The sequence below is a fragment of the Methanosphaera sp. BMS genome (genome assembly GCF_003268005.1).
Taxonomy (GTDB): Archaea; Methanobacteriota; Methanobacteria; order Methanobacteriales; family Methanobacteriaceae; genus Methanosphaera.
Genome location: NZ_CP014213.1, coordinates 1117906 through 1143017, shown reverse-complemented (window position 1 = coordinate 1143017; position 25112 = coordinate 1117906). Strand labels below are relative to the sequence as shown.

Below are 25112 nucleotides of genomic sequence, written 5' to 3'. Positions count from 1 at the left end.
ATTTTGTGCAGGGAAAAAATTAGTTATTTGGTATTTAATCAGCATCTTAAACAAAAAATAGGAATAATGGAGGGAATACTTTTAAAAATGTACTGTTGTTATCAAGAACTATCCAATAATTTTTTTCTATGGATTTGATGTTATTTAGCAAACAAATGTCTTCAAACATTTGAAAGAGCTTTACAAAAAATATTAATATTTTAAAATAATTTAAGGAGATAATTTAAAATACTTATTTATATATAAAAACGATTTTTAATATTAATGTTACTTAGTTTAATTAAGTAATCTACTTTTTCATCAACATTCATATTTTGTAAATTGTTTTCAATATCATCCATATTTAAGGTAAAACCATCTTCTTCATAAATCCAATGGTCATCATCAAAATATAATGATTTTTCCGTATCTTCCTTTTTATAGTTATGTACATGTTCTATGTCCCAAAAAATATCGCTGTTAATTTCTTTAGCTGGATTTCCTGCCCAAATACTATTTGATTTAATTTCTTTGTTTGATATGAGAGATTTAGCTCCAATAATACTTCCTGAACCTACTTTTGTTCCTTTCATAATTAATACATCCTGACCTACCCATATATGATCTCCAAAGTATATACTCTTACTAAAGTTTATTCTCTTTTTGTTATTGGAACTGTAGATTAAATGAGGATCTGCTAATCTAAACCATATGTCAAATGAGAACAAACAATGTTTTCCCATTATGATATTTTTTCCTTCAGATAAAAGTAAATGTAATAATCCATTAGTTTTTGTAAATTTATCAATAAATAAAACGGAATTACTATATATGGGGACGTGTAATTGTAAATTACCTCTAGGTTTACCTAAATAAATTATGGAATTATCACCTGAAAATTTTATTTTGGAATTTTTTAAAGCAACTCCTTCTTCACAGATTAAACGATTATTTTTACCGTTGAATGTGATTGAACTTTTTATCAATTCTGGTTCTTCACCTATTATTAAGTTGTTATCATTATCTTTTTTTACTATATCCATGAGAAAAACCTCTACATAAAAGTATTATATAGCAGATGTTTATTCTTCATAATTAATATAATTATCAGTATTCGAAATGTTTATTAATGGATAAGTAGAAAAAAAGTCAGTTTTAGTTTTTTTTAGTAATCTAAGGGGTGGAATCATGTTTATATTAACTGTTTTAATGAATGTATTTCACACATTAGACATAACAAAATTTCAAGGGAATAATATTAATGATTATTTTATTCATCCAAAAAACAAAAAAAGTTTTAATAAACCAAAATTAATAAAAAAAGTAAATTAAGGGATAATTAATTATTTTATGTGTTATCCCAGTGTTCTTAGTATTGTGTAAATAGCTGGTCTATCATAATTATTAAATTGTATTATATATGTTTTATCCTTATTTGTATAGTAACATATCTTTTTCACTGTTTTATTTTCGGAATTTTTTAAATATACTGCTTTCACTGGTGTATTATTAATTTTTATGTCTTTAATTTCGACAGTCTGATTTTCATGTTGGGCTTTATATTTTTCTGTTAATCCATTCGCACTATCTTTAGTTTCTTCAATAACAATTTTTGTTTTATTATTTTTTAAGATGATTGAATTATCAGTAGTATTTGCTACTTTATAACCATTTGGTACTGTGACTGATGAAGAAGCAAATTTGGTCTTTTCTAAGTTATTATATGTTGTATATCCAAATATCAATAATGCAATAATAACTATTGCAGCTATAATAGCTAATATTTTTTTATTCAAATCAATTCCTCCCATTATAATATATTTTTCAACAATATTCTATTTATATTATTTCATTTATACTATTTATTTGGACAGAAAAAAATGATATTACTTTATATTATATTCTTTTTTTGATAATGATTAAACCATTTTATGTTAATTTATTTATAATATCTATCTTCAATTATCTTTAATCCATTTGTAGACTCTTTTTGAATTATCTTGATCATGGTACTTGAAAAATTTATCTACTCTATTTTGATATTCAGTTTCCATTTCACAGTCATTGTCAATATAATTGCTTATTAATTCTATTAATTTATTTTCGTCTGTTACTACTTTACCAAATCCCATAGTCTCATAATCAAAGTAACCTTTTTCATAATGATAATCATCATTAGGTTGATAATAAATCACTGGCTTTTTCAGATACGCAAAATCAAATATTACTGATGAAAAATCACTGATTAAAATGCTTGATTCACCGAATAACTGTTGGAACGAAGAGTCCACATCTATTATTACCGATTCATTTTCAAACAAACTGACGTGTTTAACCAATTCAGGATGGGGCTTGAAAACAAATTTATACCCCGTTTTATCCAATAATTCCCGGAATTCTTTATTTTCTATTAAAGAAACAATAGATTTAAAATAATCCGAGTTAATCAATAACTCCTCATTCTTATCCAAATAAGACCTCCAAGAAGGAATAAACAACACTATTCTCTTCTTATCCAAGAGCTTCAAATTATCATACCGAGGAAGACCCAACGCTTGAACAACACCTGGAGGATAGTTATAATCCAAATCATAAAATGATTGTCTTTCAGGGTCTGCAGATGTAACTATCAATCGTAAATTATGATTATATCGTTTAACATGCTTTGTTAAATCACATGAAATCACGCCATGTTGTAAGAAATAACGTGGTGAGACGACTAAGTTATTATATAATTTTCTATCATCATATTCCTTTTGATTATAGTAAGGATTGAAAAAGGCTTCATTTAAAAATGAAGAAATTCTTTTTGATGAAAACAGATATAATATTTTATGTTTGAAAGATCTGTATTTAAGGATATTTGGACTTATTTTTTTTAGTTCATTATAATCATCAGTATCTTTATCGATTATAAAATATTTATCGATAGCATCTTTTTGTTTACAAGCGTATTTGAATAAGTGTTTTGCATTATCATCAGCGTTATCAATACGATCATTTATTAGCCATATTTCTTTCTTTTTCATAAAGGGATATATCATCAAATAAAATGTTCTCATTAAACAAGCGTTAATTTTATGTTTTTCATTAGACCTAAATATTCTAAGAATATTTCTAAGTTCTAATTTGAACATCTTAAAGAAAGAATATTTTATTATTGAAATGGATTTACTATCATGCAACAATATGTAAGGTTCTTTTACATAATAAATACCTAATTCAGATAAATAAGTAGTTAATCTAAACTCGATTAATGGGTTAAAGGAATATTCAACTTCATTATCCGAATAAAGAATTTCGAAGGATATTCTTGTTTTATGTAAATTTTCAATAGGAATATCTACGTTAAAATTATATCTATACATCCAAGGGATGGATAAATAGTGCACATCTTTTCGTTCATTTTGAGGATAGAATATTTGTCTGCAAGTATTAACGGTTTTTTTGTCATGACTCTCAATAATAGCTCGTATTTCAATAAATTTTGAATCATAATGGGTATTAAATAAGCCGGAAATATTTAGAGTATCATTGTTAATTTCAACTATGTCTAACCAGATTCTATGATTTGAAAGTTCATCTATCTGGAAAGTTCCGGTTTTTAAATATAATTTATTCTCCGAATCAGATAATTCTAATTGTCGATTAGAATTTTTCAGGTACATGATAAAACTTTTATAACGGAAATTAACATTTGGATTTGTTGCAATGTAATCCTCGTCAATGTTTTGTAAAATATTCTGAATTTCACTGGAAATTTTATTTGTTTCATTTATTTTCAGATTATTTAACTCTTCATTTCTAATCAAATCCATTATATAATAAATTAATGAATATTTTAAGAAGCTGTATGATTTATTATCCTCTTTAGTAGTAAATTCTTGAATATTATTTAGTTCTTTGATAATGTTATTAGCGTCTATTGTTTTTTCATCATCATACGATTTTCTTTTATAATAATTATCACATGAAACAAGGCCGTATCGTTCATCAATGGATAAGATTGAATTTAACAATATAAAATCGTTGTCAATACTTTTTGAATCAATGAATTTTTTAAATATTTCCGATAGTATAATTGTGGAATTCAATGAAAATAAGGGATTATTAGGTGATTCTTTTAAATCCAATACTGTATTTTCTGTAAATTTATAATTTAATTCATGATCTTTGTTAAATTTACCAAAGTAAACATATGGGATTGTAACGATATTGATTGATTTTCCATTTTTTTTATAAAAATCATATACATTTTCTAATGTTGATTTATCTATGTAATCGTTTGAATTAATAAAAACACAATATTTTCCTTCGATAAGTTTGAAGTTTTTTTGTAAAGGTCATATATGGGGGATGTTGTATCCGAATATAATAAAATATTTGAAGGATATCTATTATAATATTCTAATATTGTTTTGTCAGTATTCTTATCGTTTGACTGATTTAATATTATAATCTGGATATTTTTTTCAAAGGGCAATGTTTGATTTAAGATGGATTCAAGGGAATATTTTAAATTTGCATTTGTTTTAATCTGTAAGAAAACCGTAAATTTAAAATCATTCATTACATTATAATTATCATTATCCATATTAACACCTGTTAATTGTCCCTAATCCATTCATATACTCTTTTACAATTATTTTTATCGTTATATTTGAAGAAGGTATCTACTCTTTCTTTATATTTAACGTCCATTTCACAGTTTTTCTTAAAGTAACGTTCTATTAATTCAATTAACTCATTTTCATCTTTAATTACTTCACCAAATCCCATGCTTTCATAATCGAAGTAGGCTTCATCGAAATGATAATCATCATTAGGTTGATAGTATATTATTGGTTTTTTCAAGTATACAAAATCAAATACTACCGATGAAAAATCACTGATTAATAATGATGATTCACGGAATATGTCCTGGAAAGAGACTTCGGATGCATCTTTATAATATCCTTTATTGTCAAATTTGTCCATGTGCTTGATAAGCTCTGGGTGTGGTTTAAATATGAATTCGTAATCATATTTTTCCAGTATTTCATGTAACTTATCATTGTTAATCAGACTGTTTATTGTATGATAATAGTCAGAGTGAATAAATAATGATTCATCCTTATCTAGATATGATCTCCAAGTTGGTAAAAAGACTAATTGTTTTTTTGTTTCATCACTGGTTAAATTATCATATCTAGGTAAACCAAGTGCTTGCACTACCGTTTCAGGATAATTATATTTCAAATCAAAGAATGATTGACGTTCGGCATCGGCAGAAGTTACAATCAATGCCAAATTATATTTATACCTTTTTATATGGTTTGTCAAGTCACATGAAATTACGCCGTGTTGTAAGAAATATCTGTCTGTAGTAATCAGGTTACAATATAGTTTTCTGTAATCATAATTATCATCAATCCAAAATGGATTAAAGAATGATTCATTTAAGAAGGCAGATATTGTTTTTTCTGAAAATAGATATACTATTTTGTGTTTGAATGATCTGTGAATTAACAGATTGTCAAATTCCTTACTTAGTTCATCGTACTGTTCACAATCTTTGCTGATAATGTAATATTTTTTAATACCGTCATCCTGTTTATTCAAATATCTAAACAGGTGCATTCCATTTTCATCCACATTATCTATACGATCGTTAACCGTCCATATGCGTTTATTCTTCATGAATGGATATAAAACCATATATAACATACGGATGAACAAGATATATAAATATCCATCCAGTTTACTTTCCTTAATTAAACGCATATCATATTTTTCATGTTTCAACATGCTACTATAGGAATATGGTCTAATGAATATTGTTTTATATCGATAAAATATAATTCTAGAACCTTTAACAAAATACGTGTTAAATTCCGTTAAACCAGAAGGCACTCTGAAACCAATTCCCGGCGTGAATATCGTTTCAACATCATTTTCATCATATATTACTTCATAATGTAAATTCACGTTATAAATATCTTTTAAAGGTACGGTTACATTAAAATTATAGTCATAAACCCAATCAATACCTAAATATTTGACATTCATACGATCCGGCTGGGAATACTCAATAAATTCACAATCATAATATTGATAATCCACCCCATCTTTAACTAATCGGATTTTAATTGAATCACTTGCAAAATTTGAAACCATATGGCCGGACATTATCAGTTTTTCCTTCCTAAAGTCAATTATATCAAACCATATCTTATGTTTGTTAAGTGTATCGATGGTATACTTTCCTGTTTTCATGACAACGATGTCATTTTTATTTTTTATTATTTCATATGATCCTTGTTTTAAGTATCTGAAATATGATTTGATATTCCTGTTGATATTTCTGTTTTTTGAAATTGCTTTATCGGATATGTAATTGAAAAGGTTATACCCTTGAGAATCAAAATAACTCCAGAATTCCTCTTTTTCAGTTTCATCATCAAATATGTCAAATTCAGGTATGCTGAATATGCCTTCCAAATCACTAACCAACATAAACTGTATGAACTCGGGTACTTTTTTGTATTTCTGTGTACAATAATCAATCAGATATTTATGGAAATGTTCCAGTCGAGGAGTATAGAATCTTTTATCATCTTTAACAATATCAGTAATTGCATCTTCACTAAACCTTCTTCTAAAATAATAGGTTGCATTATCCACAACACCATATTTCCTTTTTTCTAATAGAATCAGGTTAATCATTAATGCATCTTCAGAGGTAACGAGTTCATCATCAAAGGAATACTTTTTTAATACCTCTTTTTTTATAAATGATGACGCTATGGATTGTTGTATATTGTTAGGAGTTTTATCTAGATTAATAACTCTTGTTTTAGAATATTTGTAATTTAATTCATGTGGTTTTTCTTCTCGATCAAAATATTCCATGGGGATACTAATAACATCTATTTCTGTTTTTTTATTTTCAAAAAATTTGTATACATCATTCAAACAATTTTCAGATAAATAATCATCACTATCTAGGAAATTAATGTATTCTCCCTCAGCATATATTAATCCAGCATTACGTGCAAAACTAACCCCTTTGTTGTCAGTTGAAAGAGTTATAATGTTTTCAGGATATTGATTTTTATAACTGGATAAAATTGAATCAAGTAGTCTATTTTTGCAATCATTTACCAAAATAAGTTGGACATTTTCTTCAAAGCCAATATTTTGATTAATAACTGAATTTAATGCTTCTTTAATATATTTTTCTGTATTGATGGCCATAACAATAGAAAATTTAAATGATTTATTCTTATTTAAAACTGATGTATATGGTAAAACTAAGAGTTTCTTTTTATCAAGATACATATATAAATCTAATTTATCCTTAGTATTTTCATTTAAAGATTTGATAATCTGATTATCAGCACTTATTTCTGGAATTACAGCTGATTCAATGTGGTTATCGTAGACTAGTTCGAAAAATACTTCTGATTCACGAATTTTTTTTATGGGAATATTTGCTTGAAAATCATAGGTATAACTCCATTCTTGAGATAGATAATTAATATTGCCGTTTAATGAATTATTATTATAGATATAATTACCTATTTTTTTAATCATATAACGTTCATTATCAATAATTGTATAAATGTTTATATCATTGTTTGGAAAATTTGAAGTGAAAAATCCGTTAATAATCAATTCTTCTTTGTTAATTTGTAAGTCATTTAAGCATATTCTGTGGTTATTCAATTTATCAATGATATATTCGTTGGATTTGATTAAAACATTGTTTTGAATTGGTTGATATTCCAATTTTTTATCATTTTTCAGATATATTAAAAAGTTTTTGATATTATTCTCTAAGTATTCATCTTCTGATATTAATTTTTGAGAGAAATTTGTTAATATTGACGTTATTTTATTCGTGAATTGATTTAATCCATCTTCAGAATCAAAAAGATTATTGTTATATTTCTTTATTAAGTATTGTAAGTGGTATAATACCATATATTGAAGGAATGGAGGAATCTCATTTTTTGTAAATAAGCAATGATTAATAATTGACTCGTATTGATTTAATTTTTCATAATAAAAAGATTTATTTAAGTATTTCATTTTACAATTGCTAATTAAGTCATAATTAATTCTTAAATAATAAATTCCATTTCCAAAACCAATTAATGGTTTATTTAAAAATAAATTTGAAATAATTATCTCCTCTTGGAAACTATTTAAATCACTGCGTAAATTTCTTTTTTCAATAATATTTGATTTGATAAATAAAGAATTAAAATGTAAATATGGGATATTGGGTGTTTCTGTTAAGTCTATAAAATTTCCTTTAAAATAGTTTAATAATGAGAAATCCATTTTTATTCCTATACATGTAATAGGTAATGATATGATATCCACTTTTTCATTTTGTTTAAATAAATTGTATATATTTTCTAGGGAATTTCTGGAGATAAAATCATCTGCGTTTAAGAAATTTATATATTCACCGTCTACATAACTTAAAGCAGATATTTTGGCTTTTTTTTCGTCAAATTCATTTTGTTCAATATATTGAATATTATTCGGATATTTTTCATAAAAATCTAGAGCTATAATCTTAGAATTATCTGTACTGTTGTTATTAAATAAAATTAATTGAATGTTTCTCTTGAAATTCATTGATTGATTTAGTATGGAAGTAATTGCCTTTTTTAAATGTTGTTCATTATTGTTAAAAATAATTATGATTGAAAACTTAAACTTTTTATACAACTGTATCTCTCCCCAATGATAACTAATTTAAATTGACATTGGATATATAATGGAATATATCATTGTAACATTTAAAAATGAAAATTTGTATTATTCATTTTTTGATTTAAATATGTAGCTATATATAAATATATATTAATTGTTTCTACTTGAAATTATATATAGTTTATTATAGTAAATATTTGAAATATCTGTTCAAATTAGATTATATACTATATAGAAAGTATTTAATCTCTAAAATATCTTTGATTAAAAATAATTTTTTTAAATGATGCAATTCAATTTTTTTTATAATTATAATTATTGTTTAATTTAATGATTTCTGTAGAAATCATATATTTTTATTCTATTTTGTAAAAATTTTTACATTAAATTCTTATTTTCATATAAATTTAATAAATTTGATTAAAAACATATCAATGCTGTCAAGTTAAGATAGTTTTTATGTGAAATTTTTTTGTAGTGTGTTTTTTTTAGAATGATCTTTTGTTGTTGTCGTTGAATTTGTGTCCGTAGTCTACTGGTTCTCGGGTTGTTGTTTTTGTTTCTTCTTTTATGGGTATTAGGTTTTTTTGTAGTATTTTGAATATTTTTTGTATTGCTTGTTGTTGTTTTTCTTCATCAGGAGTTAGTAAGTTGAGTAATTCTTTTTTTACTAGTCCTACTGCTATGTTGAAGTTTGTTGAGTATTCTTTGTATTGGTGTTTGTTGTTTTTTTGGGGTTGTCGTGTTATTTGTTGGTTTGCGTCGTGTTTGATTACTGTTGCTATGTTAAATACGTATACGTCTGAGTAGAAGTCTTGTTCTATGATTATTTTTCTGCGGCCCGAGAAGTTTTCTGTTTCTAATTTGTTTTTTAGTTTGTCGTAGTTGGTTTCTATTGTCCATCTTTTGTTGTATATTTCTTTAAAATCTTGTATTGTCATTGTTTTATCGAATACATTGGTTGCTAGTGTTTCTATTTCTCCGGTTGGTAATTTTATGTTTATTATTCTTATTTTGAGTTTTTGTTCTTTGTTTGCATAGTTTCTTAATTTTTCGTCTTGTATTGTTTTTATGAATGATTTAGTTAGTGGTACTTCAATTATTTCATCATCAGTAGTCATTTTATATCTTTGATCTATGAATGTGTCTTTTTTTAGCCGTATTACGAAATATGAATTTAGTTGCATTATTTTTAACATTAGTTTTTTTGAACCATAACCTCTATCACATATTGATATTGTTTTTTGAAGGTTAATCTTATTTTTAACATCTTCTAAATGGTCAATGGCAAGATCAGGTTCACTGGACTTTCTGCTGGTAATGGTAGAACTTAAAATAAATTCATTTAGTACATCAACCATTGTAGATACTCTGGCAGTAGCCGTATGTTTGGAATGATCAATATTATCTTCAATACCAAAATCTTCACGGATAGTAGGATAATTCGGCAAATCAAATATAGAACCATCATGAGCTGCTAAATAATAACCTTTAAATGTTTTTAATTCGGGTTCCGTATATATTCTTTTTAATAAATCACCATTCATATCAATATATGCCTGTGGGTCAATAATCATCCTTCTTTCAGAAATAGCCTGTTTAGACACATCCATATCCATTTCACCCCAAAATTCTTCCATAAAATACAAGGCCTCTAATGCAGTTGTACGTCCACGATTCCATGGAACATATTTCATAATACATTCCTGAGGCAACTTACGATTACGAACAAAATTATTTTCTCCTAATATATATTTTTCACAAACATAATTATTAAAATTTCCTAAATTATCCAACAAATGATTACATAAAAACATAATTACCACCAAAATACTATTACTCAAATCCACACAAAACAATAATAAAAAACAAATATAAACACAATGTGAATTTACTAAATAATAATATATAATAAGTAATATATAAATTAAACTATAATTTATTCTTAAAATAAGCTCAAATAAAATAAACACTTATAATATTTAATATAATTAAATATGCTATGGAATTAAGTAAAATTAAAGTAAATATTGGTTAGAATAAGTAAACTAAGGTATAAAAATAAGTAAAAATCTTAACTTGACAGCATTGAAAACATATTGAAAAAACATATAACAGTTATCTTGAGAATTCATCTTAATAGAATACATTAAGTTATAAAAAAATCAAATATGAACAAACTTAGTAATATCTGTTATAAGAGTAATAAATAGTGTAAACCAAAAATCTCGTTGGAAGAATATTCATATGATACAAAACCAATCAAATAAGAGAATAGTAAAATGAACAATGTGATTACTCTAAATTCATCAAAAACAATACATAAACAGTAATATGCAGATGTAAAATGATGAATAATATTCCGTCCACAATCATGCAAATAATAAAATAAGTAGAATTACATTATAGCATAGTAAAATGGAAACAATCGGAATTTAAAGAGTAAACTAAGATGATTACAAAAAAAGAAACAATAATTAAAGATATGTTTTATACTATCTACAAATTCCATTTAGATAGTACCCTATTATGGATATCACAGGCTTAAATAATAATAAAATTTATACCATATTAAATTTATAAATAAAGACATAGATGAATATTTTTATTAAGCTTTCTTTATTATATTATAATTTTTTACGAGTTCCATAATAATATTTTTCAAATTTTGGTGATTAAATGAAATATAAAATAGGTATTTTAGGGTCTTGTGTTTCTAGAGATGTTTTTAGAAGTGTACATAATCCATACAAAAATTTTTTTGAAGTAAAATTTTCACAAGTTCGTTTATCATTAATAAGTTTAATGCAAAAACCTGTTCCATATAATGATTTTGATATAACTGTTTTACCTGATAATGCAGATAACAGATATAGAAAAAGAAACATGAAAAATGATTTAACAAAATCTTTATTGGATGAATTAGATACTGATATTGATATTTTCGTTATTGATTTATATTTTGAAGCATTATTTGGTGTTTTCAAGTTTAATGATATTTACTTGACAAATAACACATGGGATTACCCTCATGGAAAATTTTATCCTAATATAAAAAATAAAGAATTTATCAATATGAAAAACAATCGTGAAGAGTTTTTATCTTTATGGAAAGATAATTGTGATAAATTTTTTGAGTATCTGTATGAAAAAAAACCTAATCTTAAAATAATATTAAATAGAGTTCGATTGACAGATAAATTTTTTATGAATGATTCTGTTATTGTAGATAATGATTTAACAGAAAAAGCTCAAATCTATAATGATTTTTTAGAGGAATTAGAGAATTATATAATTGAAAATCATAAAGTTGATGTCATTGATTCTACTGAAAATATATTAGGTGATTCTAATCATATTTGGGGCAAATCGCCAGTACATTATATAAAACCATATTATGTTGACGTATTTAAACAATTACTTGATAAATTAAATTGTCCTTATATTCCATATGATTTTTCAATCATTATTCCATTGACAAATAATGTAAATTTCCTTGATAAAACTCTGGAATCATTAATTAATCAATCAGTATCCTTTGAAGATTATGCTGAGTTAATACTTGTTGATTTACAAAAAAGAACAACTAATGTCATGATTGAGAAGTATCTTGAAAGATATCCATATAATATCAAATATTTAAATAAATCAGGATACACTATAAATATGGCTAGAAATGAAGGTCTAAAATCTGTTTCTGGAAGATATGTAAATTTTATGGAATGTGGTGATTATTTTTCTGAAAAAACGTTTGAATCCATGTTAAATTTTATAGAAGAGCAAGAAAGGGAAGTAGATGTATTGTCTATTCCAGTACATTATATTGAAAAAAATGGAGATAATAATTTATTGAAAAGTCAATTTAATAAAAATCAATTAATTAATTTAAATAAAGAGTATATATTACAAAAAGATTTGTTTTCCTATTTTATTAAATCGGGGCATGTAAAAAATTTTGATGAAAATGTAATTTCTGACTTAGGTTATATTGCTAACATGATAAATAATACTCTTGACATGGGTATTGTGATTGATTCAACCTATTTCCATAATTGTACATTAAATAATCAATTAATTAATCATAACTCATTTAATCAAGATTTTTCTCTACAACTATTGGATGAGATTAAATTTTTTGTTACAGAACAAGATGATGAAAAAAGTTCTATTTTAATTCAACATTTAATTGTTTATTCAATCAAAGAGATTATTGATGAAAATACTAAAAATAATTATTGGTGGGCTTCTACTGATTTAATTGAAGAAAAAATTAGATATATTCTTCAAGGTATTGATGAAAAGGTTATCTTAAGAGATCAATTATTAAATAACACTTTTAAAAAATTCTTATTATATCTCAAGGATGGGGACATGTACTTCGATTATAAAGAAGATAATCTATTGTTAAAAACTGACAATCGGACAATTGATAATTTAAAAAATCATAAATTGTGGATTGAAGATATATATGTAAATGATAACCATTTAATAATCAAAGGCTTTTTAAATAGTTTATTTGGATCGGAACATATAACTTTCGATGCAATATTAAATAATACCACTGTTATAAACAGTACTTTTTATTCACAAAGTAAATATAGTGATATTTATTATTTGTCAAATAAATGGCAAAAAATAAATTCATTCATTTTGAATATTCCTTTAAGTTCAAGTAAATCTTCAATAAAAATCAGATCTAAATATTCTACGGAAAATAGTAAAACTATTTTTTCATTTTTAAATATTAGATTTAAAAATAATTATTTTAGAGGTAAGAATAATCTAATTCTAGATTCTTATGATATAACATTTAATCAAAATACATTTACGGTTTCACGAATTTTTAAATTTTCTATAGTTATGGCTGTTTACAATACTGAAAAGTATTTGGAAGAATCTATTGATTCTTTAATTCAACAGACAATTAATTTCACTGAAAATGTACAATTAATCATTGTAAATGATGGTAGTACAGATAATTCCGAGAAAATAATTAATAACTATAAAAAATCATATCCCAAAAACATTGTATATGTCCCTTTAGAAGAGAATCATGGTCAGGCATTTGCCAGAAATATCGGATTAAACTATGTAATGGGAAGATACGTAAACTTCTTGGATAGTGATGACTACCTATCAGAAAATGCACTTGAAATGGCATACAATTTCTTTGAAAAACACCGTGACGAAGTTGATTTATTGTCAATACCGTTGGTTCTTGTTGAAAGGGATACAAGGACGCATCATTTAAACTATAAATATGATTCGAATAAAATAATTGATTTAAATAAGGAACCTAACAATCCACAATTATCAGCATCCAGTTGTTTTATAAAAAGTAATCTCTTTAATAATTTGTTTTTCTCAACGGACGTAGTATCTGCAGAAGATTCTATTTTGATAAATAAAATTTTATTAAAGAGAGAAAAGTATGGTGTATTATCTAATTGTAGTTATTATTACAGAAAACGTATGGATAATACCTCTACAATTGATTTGATTCATGAAAATAAATCATTCTACCTTAAAAATTTAAAGAATTATTATATATATCTGATAGAATTTTCTATGAATAATAATAAGGTACCCTTATTCATTCAATATGTAATAATATATGATTTACAATGGATGACTTCAAAAACTTTCATTCCATTGAATGATTATGAATTAAAAGAATTTTGGATTTATCTAAAATATATTTTGAGTTTTATTGATGAAGATGTGATAATGAACAATTTCAATATTAAATCTAAAATAAATAAAATGTTTTTATTATACTTAAGAAATGATAGTATGGAGTATAAGATGGAAGAGAATAATGTTTTATTAAAGTCAAAAAATAGTATATTGGATAATCTAAAACAGCATACCTTATGGATAAAACATATGGATATTGAGGGTAATAATCTTAAATTGGAATGTTTTATCAATACGTTGTTTGATTCTTCATACTTATCTATACAAGCGATAAAACATTATTCCAATAAGTATCATGATGAAGTTACAGGATTTGATTATGAAGATAGTGAACTTCAGGATAAGAAATTATTAAATATACCATGGCAATATATTAAAACAGTGCGATTTGATTTGGATTTAAAGAAGGTTGTTTCAATAGGATTAAATGTTAATTATCATATTAATAAAGACAATGGGGATATGAATAGATATAACTTGAAAAAGTTCTATCCTGAAATAAAATTTAAGGATGATTGTCTGAATCATTTTATAACAAAATATAACAATCAAGGTATTTCAATTACATTTGAAAAAAATATGTTTTTAATATCTAAAAATAAAAATAAGTTATATAAACAAAAGCTAAAAATATATTAAATTAGGAGTTCAATTATGAAAATAGATTTTTTAAAGGAAGATGAAGAAAATAAGAAAAATGCAGTATATTTTTTACATTCAAATTCACCAAAATTATCGATTGAATATGTAATTTCCGAGAAAATTAATGGTAATTTTCCTCATTTGGGTATTAGTGTCCGAGAAGGTATTCATGTAATGTATAAAACAAAAAAACATTCTAATTGGTTAAATGTTGAACAATATGCACGACATTCGAATGTTCATGTCCCTATGTTTAATTACATTGAAAAAAATGAGGAATATGATTTGATGATTTATGGTCCTATACTTAGTTCATTAAAAACACTTACTGTCCGCTGTTCTGATGCAGATAAACTAGTAGAATATAAATCAGATTATTCCATGGAAATCTCTGTAATTGGTGGATTACATTCATTTGGTATTGGTTGCACAACAGTAGGATTAATGTTTTCAAATATTATTTCCAGAAGGATAAATGCTAAAGTTAATCATATTTCATTTAACAATAAAAATTATTTAAAAGATGTGTTTTTTAAGTTATTTAATTCTGATGTCAGAGGTTTTATTGGGATAATTGAAGTAGATTATCATTATCAAGATGATGAAATTGTTCAGAAATATTTATATGAAACGGTAAAATTAATGAAATCTAAGTTTGAACATATAATTTGTTGGTTTTCGATTCCTGAAAAAAGCATTTACAAAAAACATCAAATATATGAGATTCTTAAAAATGAAATTGATAACAAAGAAATAGTTTTGATTGACATGTCTTTTTTATACGAAGAACCTTATAAAGATATGTGTACCTTGAATGACTATTTCATAAATGATACTGGAAATATCATGATTTATAAAAAATTAATTAAGATAATTGGGGAGTATTAAATGGAATATCTTAAAAATATTAATGATAAATTAAAAAAGATTAATGAAGAAAATGTAACTTATATCAATTTGATGGAACATCCTGAATTCTTTTATGGTAATGTTAATTTTTCTGATACTCTTGTAAATTTTAGTAAAGTACCCAAAAAAACTCGAGAAGATATAACAATATATGGAAAAAATGTTACCAAGTCAATGAATGATTTTCATCATGCATCTATGGGAAATCGTTTAAGATTTGAGACAAATTCAAAAATAGTAATCTTAAAAATTAAACTCAGAAGAAAATGGGGTTTTATAAAGATATTAAATTGGAACGGTTTAGGCTTTGATATTTATCATGTTACTGAAGATGGAAAATATGTTCATAAAACCGTTTTTGGACCAAAAGATGGTTATTCTACTTTTGCTGAAAAAATACATGTTCCTTCAAATGGAAAAATATGTATTTTTTTACCAAGTTACAATACTGTCGAACAGATATTTTTAGGTTTTGAAAATAATTCACAGATACAGCCATTAGAATATCCGGAACCTCAATTGCCCATAATTTTTTATGGTAATAGTGTTACTCAGGGGTCTGCTGCTTCACGTTCAGGTAATTGTTTTCCGAATATAGTTAGTAGAACTCTAAATAAAGACATAATTAATCTATCAGTAACTAATTGTTGTAAAGGGTTACTTGGTATGGCAAGAATGATTGGAAAACTGAATTGTGAAGCAATTATCATAGATTATACCCGAAATGCTACAGATAAAGAAATGTTTGATAAGTCATATGAAAGATTTTATAAATTATTGAGAAAATATCATCCAAATAAATTAATTATTTTAATGACTTCTTCTTGTTATAACTATTGGCCAATGTGTGATGAATTTGATAAAATTGTTTTAAATACATTTAACAAGGCCATTGAAAATGGGGATAATACTAAATTATTAAATCAAAGGGAATTGTTTGATGATGATGAATATGATTTAGTGGCGGTTGATTCAGCTCATTATACTGATTATGGTATGTTTAAAGTAGCCAATAAAATTTGTGAAATGTTAACTAAATAGTCTACATTATTATTTTTTTAATGATTTATGAGGGCGTGCAAGAATTATTTTGCATGTTAATTATACATAGTATAACTACATATTCTAAACAAAAGAACAATATAAGTTATAATACTATGAACATAGTATTAATAAAATCATACTAAAGAACAATTAAATGGAATTGTTGCATGTTCTCTTTATTTATTATTTTTTATCCAATCATATACCCTTTGACAGTTATTTGAATCATTGTATTTGAAGAACTTATCTACATTTTCCTTATATTCCAATTCCATATTGCAATCATGATTTATATAAAACTTCACTTTATCAAATAGTTTTTCTTTATTTCTGGTAACAAGTCCAAAACCCATGGTTACATAATCAAAATATCCTTTTTTAAAATGATAATCTTCAGTAGGTTGGTAATATATTACTGGTTTCTTGAGATATGCAAAATCAAAGAATACCGAAGAATAATCAGTTATTAGTATGGAAGCTTCTTTGAATAACTGTTGATATGATTCTTCTGTAGAAACATATATGTTCTCATTAATTTTCATTAATTCTATATATTTAATCAATTCAGGATGTGGTCTAAATATAAACTTAAATCCGTTATCTTTTAGGTATTTGTGGAATTTATCATCATTTAATATATTGTTTAAATCATTATAATACTCTGAATGAACAAAAAGTTTTTCATCATTGTTTAATTTTGATCTCCATGTAGGTGCGAATAATATCTGTTTTTTCGGAGTACTGTTTGTCAAATTATCAAACCTAGGAAGTCCTAATGCTTGAACGTTATGTTCGTCGAAGTTATAACCTTCTTCAAGGAATGAATTTCTTTCTAAGTCGGATGATGTTAACACTAATGATAAATTTAATGAAAATTTTTTAATCCAAAGGGATAAATTATCTTTTGTCACTCCATGTCTGATATAATAAGTGTTCGTTTGATCTAAACCAGCGTATAATTCAATTTCATTCTTTTTAATAAAGAATGGATTAATACTTATGTGATCCGGTTGTGAAGAGATAATTTTGTCTGCAAATGTATATATCAGTTTATGCTTAAAAGAATTAATTTGAATAGTCTTACCTATTTTGGAAATTCTTTTTCCTTCATTTGATTTTTTATCTATGATATAATATTTTTTAATATTGTCTTTTTGTTTTAATGCATATTTAAATAAATGTTCTGCGTTATCATCAGCATGGTTTTTTCTGTCCATGAATAAATAAATTGGTTTTGAACGTTTCATCATAGGATACATGATTAAATGGATTAATCTAATAATTGTTGCAGTGCCACATCCTTCATATTTATTTTTGTTCAGTCTTTTAATAACATTGAATTCTTTTTTAATCATATCAATATAGGAATATGGGGTTACATAAAAGATATCGTCATTAAAATATATTATATAGTTTTCATTTATTCTATAATTACTTATTTTTGATAATTTTGTATGTTTTCTGAAGTCTATTTTATGTTTAATAGAAATTAAGTTGGATTCATCATAGTTTTCAGGATTACCGTCAATATGATAATTTACAAATATATTAAGTTTAAATGATTCTTTTTGCTTTAAAGGAATTTTCATATCAAAATTGTTACTGTACTGCCATTGATTTGATAAATATCTAATTCCTGGACGTGCAGTATATTTGACCTTTTTAGTTTTAATCAGTTCCGTATAATCGTTGTCGTATTCTTTTAAACCAGTGATTGTAATGTAATCATAATTGAATAAGCTGGTAAATGAACCAGAAATGTTTAAATAATTATTTCTTATTTCTACAATATCTATCCACATTTTATGTTTTTCAAAGTTATCCATGATAAGCTTGTTGATTTTTAAGATTACATTATCCTCTTTAATAATTGGAGTAATTTTATTGTTCTTAAGATGTAAGAAGAAAGATTTTACCTCTTTGGATTTAATATGTTTATTGTGTATTATTGCATTTGGTGAAATGTATCTAATAACGTTTTTCAGGTAGAACCAAAATTCATTTATTTCACTTTGAGTTTCGTAGGGATATAAATCAGGTTCTTTTAATAGCCATTGTATATTATATGCTAACATATATTGTATAAAAATTGGTATTTTATCCTCTTTTGTAAGATAAAAATCTATTAAATCCATGAAATGATATTTTAAACGAGGGGTATAATACTCTTTTTTAAACTTATTGTTATCTAAAGATGAACTTTCATCAAAACGTTTTCTATATTGATATTCTGCTGAATTTACTACACCTAATGTTTTTTTGTTTTGCAATATTTTATTTAACACATTAGTATCTTCTGAACCGGCAATATTGGTTGGAAATTTGAATGAAAGCATGCTTTCTTTTTTGACAAAAGATGAAGACATACTAAGTTGTAAAACATTCGGTTCTTTATTTAAATTTATTACTCGAGTTTTTTCAAATTTATCGTTTAATGCATGTGAACCGCTAAAACGTTCAAAGTAATATATTGGGATAGATACGATATCTGTTTTTGAATAATTTTCAATGAAAAATTTATACACATCACTCAAGGTATTTTCAGATAAAATATCATCACTGTCTAGGAAGTTTATAAAAATTCCTTTTGCATGGTTTAGTCCATTATTACGTGCATTTGCTTGACCTTGATTTTCTTGGCTAATGACGATTATGTTATCAGGATATTTTTTCTGGTATTCTAATAGAATTTTTTCAGAATCATCAGTACTGCCATCATTGACTAAAATTAATTGAATATTCTTTTCAAAGTCCATTGTCTGATTTATAATTGATAAGATGGTATCTTCTAGATATTTTTCAGTATTATAAACGGCTATAATTATTGAAAATTTATAACTGCGTGTTATGGAAATTATATTGTTGTTTAGTTTGATTTCTTTATTGTTATCATATAAAGAATCACCATAAATTAATTTTTCATATTGTTTATTTTTAATTTTCAATTGAATATTGTTAGAAATAATATTTGAATGTGAATAATCTTTTAAATCACCATTTTTATGATAGTTAACATTTATCTTTATTTCTGAATTCTCATTTGTTTCAATCGGTATTTCATATTTGAAATTAATCATTTTTTGCCATGCAATAGATAAATAATGAGTATCTTGAACAATAAAGTTATTTTCATAACCATTACTGTGGATGTCAGTACAACTGTCATCTATTTTATTTGTTTTTTTAATATCTACAGTGAAAAACTCTGGATCGAATATGCTATTGAAAAATCCTGATATTAATAGGGTATCCTCCATGGATTTTAACTCAGTAATCCATATTTTATGTCTTTTAATATTGTCAATTGTATGATTTCCACATTTTAAATAAATATTGTTTGTGGTAGGAGTGGTGTTAATAACTTTTTCATCATATTTCAAGAATAGTAAAAAAGTTCTTAGCAGGTGATCTTCATTGTCCTCATCATAATTGATAATTTTATCATTAATGTTTTTCATAACTGTTTTAATACTTTTTATATAATCTTCATAGTTTTTTTCAGTATCAAATATTTTCATGTCATAGTTACGAATGAGATTTTTCATATCATCTAAAATAACATATTGGATGAATGCAGGTACTCTATTATATTTTTCTAAGCATTGATTAATCATTTTCAAATGTAGATTATTCACATGTTCCAAATAATAATTTTTATCAAATATCAACTTATCGGTTATGGCACTTTTATCATTTCGTTTTCTATAATAATAAGTAACAGTATTCAGTAATCCATATTGTTTTTTATTTAATAAGATATTATAAATTAAACTTATATCCTCTGATGATTTTAGTTTTTCATTAAATTTTAAGTTTTTCAATGAATTTATATTAATAAATATTGAAGACACTGAATTTTGTATATAATTGGGATTTTCTAGTAAATTAACTATTTTGTTTTCTTTGAATTTATAATTTAATTCATGGGAACCGGTTTTAGCTTCAAAATATTCGATTGGTATAGAGACGATATCCGTTTCACGTTCATGTTCATCAAAGAATTTATTAACTTCTTTTAATGTATCCTCTGATAAATAATCATCACTATCTAAAAAGTTTATATATTTTCCTTTTGCAAATTTAAGACCATAATTTCTTGCTAAAGATTGTCCTGAATGACTTAAATCTAAAACGATGATGTTCTCAGGATATTCTTCTTTATATCTTTTCAAGATATCTAAACTGTTATCGATACTTCCATCATTTACTAAAATTAATTGAACATTTTTTTCAAAGTCTAACGATTGATTTATTACAGATTCGATGGATTTTTCCAAGTATTTTTCTGTATTGTAAACAGTCATAATTATCGAGAACAGATAGCCATTTGAAATTTTAAAACAATTATCTTCAAACTTGATTTTCAATGAATTATTTATATAAATGTTATTTTCATTAGATATATTTGCATCTTTATGTAAACAGCATTCTAAATTATAAGAAACGGTATTGTTTTCATCATAATTATCAGTATTTCGATCTTTATGATAATTTGCAACTATTGAAACCTTCTTATCTTTGATATTTTTTATTGGTATAGTGATAATAAAACTATTTATGTATTCAAATGTTTTGTAAATATATTTGTTATTTGGATATTTGGAATATGATTTAATTCCTTTAACAGTTTTAATAGATTCATTTTCGTCTATATAAATAGCATCTAATGTTATTAAATCTTTTTCAAATGAAGAATTTAAAAAACATGAAATTATGATATTATCAGAGTTTGTTTCTAGGTTATCAATCCAGATTTTATGATAAGTAATTTTATCTAACAGTATGTTTTCTTCATTTGTTTCATGTATCAAATAATCATTAGTAAAGTTGTATGTTGAACCGAATTTCAACTTCAATAAAAACTTTTTTAAACTAGTTGCTTTTATTAATTTATTGTTTTTTATAATGTTGCTGTCAATGTAATTTAAGATATATCTTATTTTTTCTTCAAATAAATTCAAGTCATTCGTAGTTTCGAAATATTCTATTTTTTCCTTCTTAAGGATTGTTAGTAAATCTATCAACAATGAATTTTGAATAAATAAGGGGATAGTATTTTCTTTCTCCAGAATAGACTTAATTAAATATATGTGGAAATTATTTAATCTATCAGTAAAGTAGTATTTGTCTAATGGGAAATTATTGGAAATTTCTTTGTTTTCCTCATTTTCTTTAATTCTAAAGTAATAAGTAGGAATATTTAATAATCCAATATTTTGATTGTTTATCAACATTTGATTAATGAATAATGAATCTTCAGAAACCATTAATTTTTCCGAAAATTCATGTCCTTTTAAAGCTTCTTTTCGAATAAATGTTGAAGGTATTGATAATTGAGGGTAATCATAACTATTTTTTAAATCGATTACTTTATTTTCTTTAAATTTATAATTTAATTCGTGTTCTCCAGTTTTATTCCCGAAATAATGTATAGGTATCGATATAATATTCGTTTCATGTTCATTAAAGAATTTATCGACTTCCTTTAATGTATTGTTTGATAGATAATCATCACTATCTAAGAATGTTATGTATTTGCCATGTGCATATTTAAGCCCATAATTTCTTGCTATGGACTGTCCAGAATGATTCTGTTCCAACAGTTTAATATTGTTTGGGAATTTGATTACAAATGTTTCAACTATTTTTTTAGATAAGTCTGTACTGCCATCATTTATTAAAATTATTTCAGTATTTTCTTTAAAGTTTAATGATTGGTTAATTATAGACATTATTGATGTTTTGATATAATTTTCTGAATTGAAAAATGGAATTATGATTGAAAATAAGAATGTTCCTTTATTTTCGTCAAATATGTCGGATTTTTTTAATAGTTCATCTTCGATATAATCAGCCAATGGTTTGTTCTTGTTATATTTAAGATATTCTTCATATGCTTTATTGTATTTATTCTTTGTAATATACCTGTAAAATGGAAGATAATCTTTTCTTGGTCGGATATTTTTATTATTTAGGAAAAGTTTCACTAATTCTCTTGAACATTCACATAATGATTTCAGTTCTTCTTCTGTCAACATTGATGAAAATAATCTATTACTCCAGTAACCAATACTTGAAATAGGAATATGAATATAATCTGGATAATTATCTTTGAAAATGTTGTAAGATATGGAATAAACTTCGATTAACTCTTTTAAATTTTTATATGAATTATTCAAAGAAATAGATTTGAATAAACTATTCTTATTATTATTTATTTCATAATAGATTATGGGTTCATTGATGAATATTATTCCATCTGCTTTAATTAAACTTTTATGGAAAAATAAATAATCTTCACCTACTGCAAATTTTGTAAAGTTCAGATTATTTTTTAACAAAAAGTTCTTTTTATATATTCTACTCCATATGGAAGGACCTACTTTAAAAAAAGCCATATTCTCTTTTATCGAATTAATTTTATTTACTTTATCTTCTAAACCAATTGCTTTCCATTTATTTTTTCTGTCGGAGTTATTATTCAAATCATAATAATTTCCTCCAACGATATCTACATCTTCTTTAATAATCATATTATATAATAAAGAACATGATTTATCATTATAATAATAGTCATCATCATCTAAAAACATTATGTAAGGTGATGTTGATTTGCGTATTCCGATGTTTCTTGCATTTCCTACTCCACCATTTTTTTCTAAATGAACATATTTAACATTTGGATAGATATCTGATAAATATTCAATTAAATATATTCCCTCTTTATAATCAGAACAATCATCTATGAAAATCAATTCAATATTCTCAAAATTGATGTTTTGATTTTTAATTGAGTTAAACAATCGGATTATGTTTTCTTTTTCAGAATTATGTGCTGTAACAATTATGGAAAACAAATAGTTTTTACCTAAGAGATGTTCCTGTTTAGTTATGTTTTCTTTGTAATTATCATAATTAGATGAGTGTTCAATAAAAGATATGAATTTTAAATTTTCACTGTTGATGTTTACTTTAAATGTATCCATTAAGTTTACTGATAGCATATAGTCAAATAAATTCTTTATTTCTTCAAAAGTTTTTTTTCTATCGTTAGTTTTCAAAAAACTATTTTTAATTATTTCAAATATTAATTGAAAGATATTTTTCGCATAACTTTTTAATATTGTGGTATTATCCAAAAAGTATTCAATTAAATATTGAACAGTTTTAATATTTTCACAAGATATACTCATATCATTTTCATTGATTAAATTCAAATGTTTATTATAATAGGAATTATCCAGATAATACATGTTTTCTGATTCAAAAAAACCAACTAAAGTTAAAAATACCTCTGAAAATGTGGCAGTTCCCATTTTAAGAAATTTGGTGATAATGCTTTTTTTAATAAATTTTCCACAGTAAGATATGTTTTCAAAAATGAATTTATGATTAACTTCTGAATAATTAAAAAGTTTATTGTATGGAATTTTCTGTGTATTTGAATCAAATAATCCATGATTTTCATTATAAAAAAAACAATCACATAATATTAAATCAACATGATTGTCCTTGGATATGTTATGAAAAGTATCTAATGAATTTTTACTTAACCATTCATTAGGTTCTATAAACATCACATATTCACCTTTAGAATATTTAAAACCTTCTTTTTTCAAAGAATCTTTGCTGTCACAAGAAGGATTATAAACTAACTTAAATGATTCATTGTTTGATAAAAAATTTTTTATTTCTGGAGATACTAAATTTAAATCTTTAACTACACAAATAACTTCTAAATTATTATACTCTTGGATTAAAATACTATTTAAGCATTCTAATAGTTTTTCTTTATTATTCAGTACATAAATTATTATTGAAATATTCACGTTGACCATAAAATCATCTGTTTATCGTATTTGTTTCAAAGAACTTATCTATTATTATTTTTGTCTGTTATAAAATAAATACATTGACTTATTAGTTAAATTTATTATTAAATATAATTATACAAAATCTTATTTATTTAAGATAATCTTTCTTAGGGAATTTTTTTTCAGATGTATAAATTAATTTTTTAATCTAATATGGATATTTTCAAGAAATAACTATTATATTTGATTTTGAAAAAAAGAAGAATATCTTACTAAAATAATTTTGTCGATATGTTTTCCAAAGAATTTAAATATTTT

10 protein-coding genes and 1 pseudogene are annotated in these 25112 nt (G+C 24.5%); 3 read left to right on the top strand and 8 right to left on the bottom strand.

The window, feature by feature from the left end:
* Positions 1-236 precede the first annotated feature (236 nt).
* The 7 genes and pseudogenes from AW729_RS03975 to AW729_RS03950 all read right to left on the bottom strand — a co-directional run bounded on the left by AW729_RS03975 (position 237) and on the right by AW729_RS03950 (position 10385).
* Positions 237-1022 (bottom strand): hypothetical protein, encoded by a 786-nt coding sequence (locus AW729_RS03975; RefSeq protein WP_112123887.1) that lies wholly within the window; start codon positions 1020-1022, stop codon positions 237-239.
* 312 nt (positions 1023-1334) lie between these two features.
* Complete coding sequence (locus tag AW729_RS03970) at positions 1335-1775, bottom strand: hypothetical protein (protein WP_112123886.1); 441 nt, start codon at positions 1773-1775, stop codon at positions 1335-1337.
* A gap of 162 nt (positions 1776-1937) precedes the next feature.
* Positions 1938-4112, bottom strand: coding sequence for a CDP-glycerol glycerophosphotransferase family protein (locus AW729_RS03965; protein ID WP_112123885.1), 2175 nt, complete (start codon positions 4110-4112; stop codon positions 1938-1940).
* 140 nt (positions 4113-4252) lie between these two features.
* Positions 4253-4573 carry a glycosyltransferase family A protein gene (locus tag AW729_RS03960; RefSeq protein ID WP_112123884.1) on the bottom strand — a complete coding sequence of 107 codons (321 nt, stop codon included), beginning with the start codon at positions 4571-4573 and terminating at the stop codon, positions 4253-4255.
* Positions 4574-4584: 11 nt separating this feature from the next.
* Positions 4585-7749, bottom strand: a complete 3165-nt coding sequence (locus tag AW729_RS03955) for a CDP-glycerol glycerophosphotransferase family protein (protein ID WP_236951259.1) — start codon at positions 7747-7749, stop codon at positions 4585-4587.
* A 597-nt stretch (positions 7750-8346) separates the two neighbouring features.
* A pseudogene (locus AW729_RS11745) lies at positions 8347-8703 on the bottom strand (glycosyltransferase family A protein); the annotation flags it as partial.
* A 473-nt stretch (positions 8704-9176) separates the two neighbouring features.
* Complete coding sequence (locus tag AW729_RS03950; RefSeq protein WP_162685782.1) at positions 9177-10385, bottom strand: IS4 family transposase; 1209 nt, start codon at positions 10383-10385, stop codon at positions 9177-9179.
* A gap of 982 nt (positions 10386-11367) precedes the next feature.
* On the opposite strand from AW729_RS03950, the gene AW729_RS03945 reads away from it, so the two are divergent.
* The 3 genes from AW729_RS03945 to AW729_RS03935 are packed head-to-tail and all read left to right on the top strand — an operon-like array spanning position 11368 to position 16977.
* A complete protein-coding gene (locus tag AW729_RS03945; RefSeq protein ID WP_112123881.1) occupies positions 11368-15024 on the top strand; it encodes a glycosyltransferase in 3657 nt (1218 codons plus the stop codon).
* Positions 15025-15039: 15 nt separating this feature from the next.
* Complete coding sequence (locus AW729_RS03940; RefSeq protein ID WP_112123880.1) at positions 15040-15915, top strand: hypothetical protein; 876 nt, start codon at positions 15040-15042, stop codon at positions 15913-15915.
* Positions 15916-16977, top strand: a complete 1062-nt coding sequence (locus AW729_RS03935) for an SGNH/GDSL hydrolase family protein (protein WP_112123879.1) — start codon at positions 15916-15918, stop codon at positions 16975-16977.
* Positions 16978-17156: 179 nt separating this feature from the next.
* Here AW729_RS03935 and AW729_RS03930 read toward each other — a convergent pair whose 3' ends face one another.
* The gene (locus AW729_RS03930) at positions 17157-24818 is read right to left on the bottom strand and encodes a glycosyltransferase (RefSeq protein ID WP_112123878.1); all 7662 of its coding nucleotides are present in this window, start codon (positions 24816-24818) and stop codon (positions 17157-17159) included.
* Positions 24819-25112 lie beyond the last annotated feature (294 nt).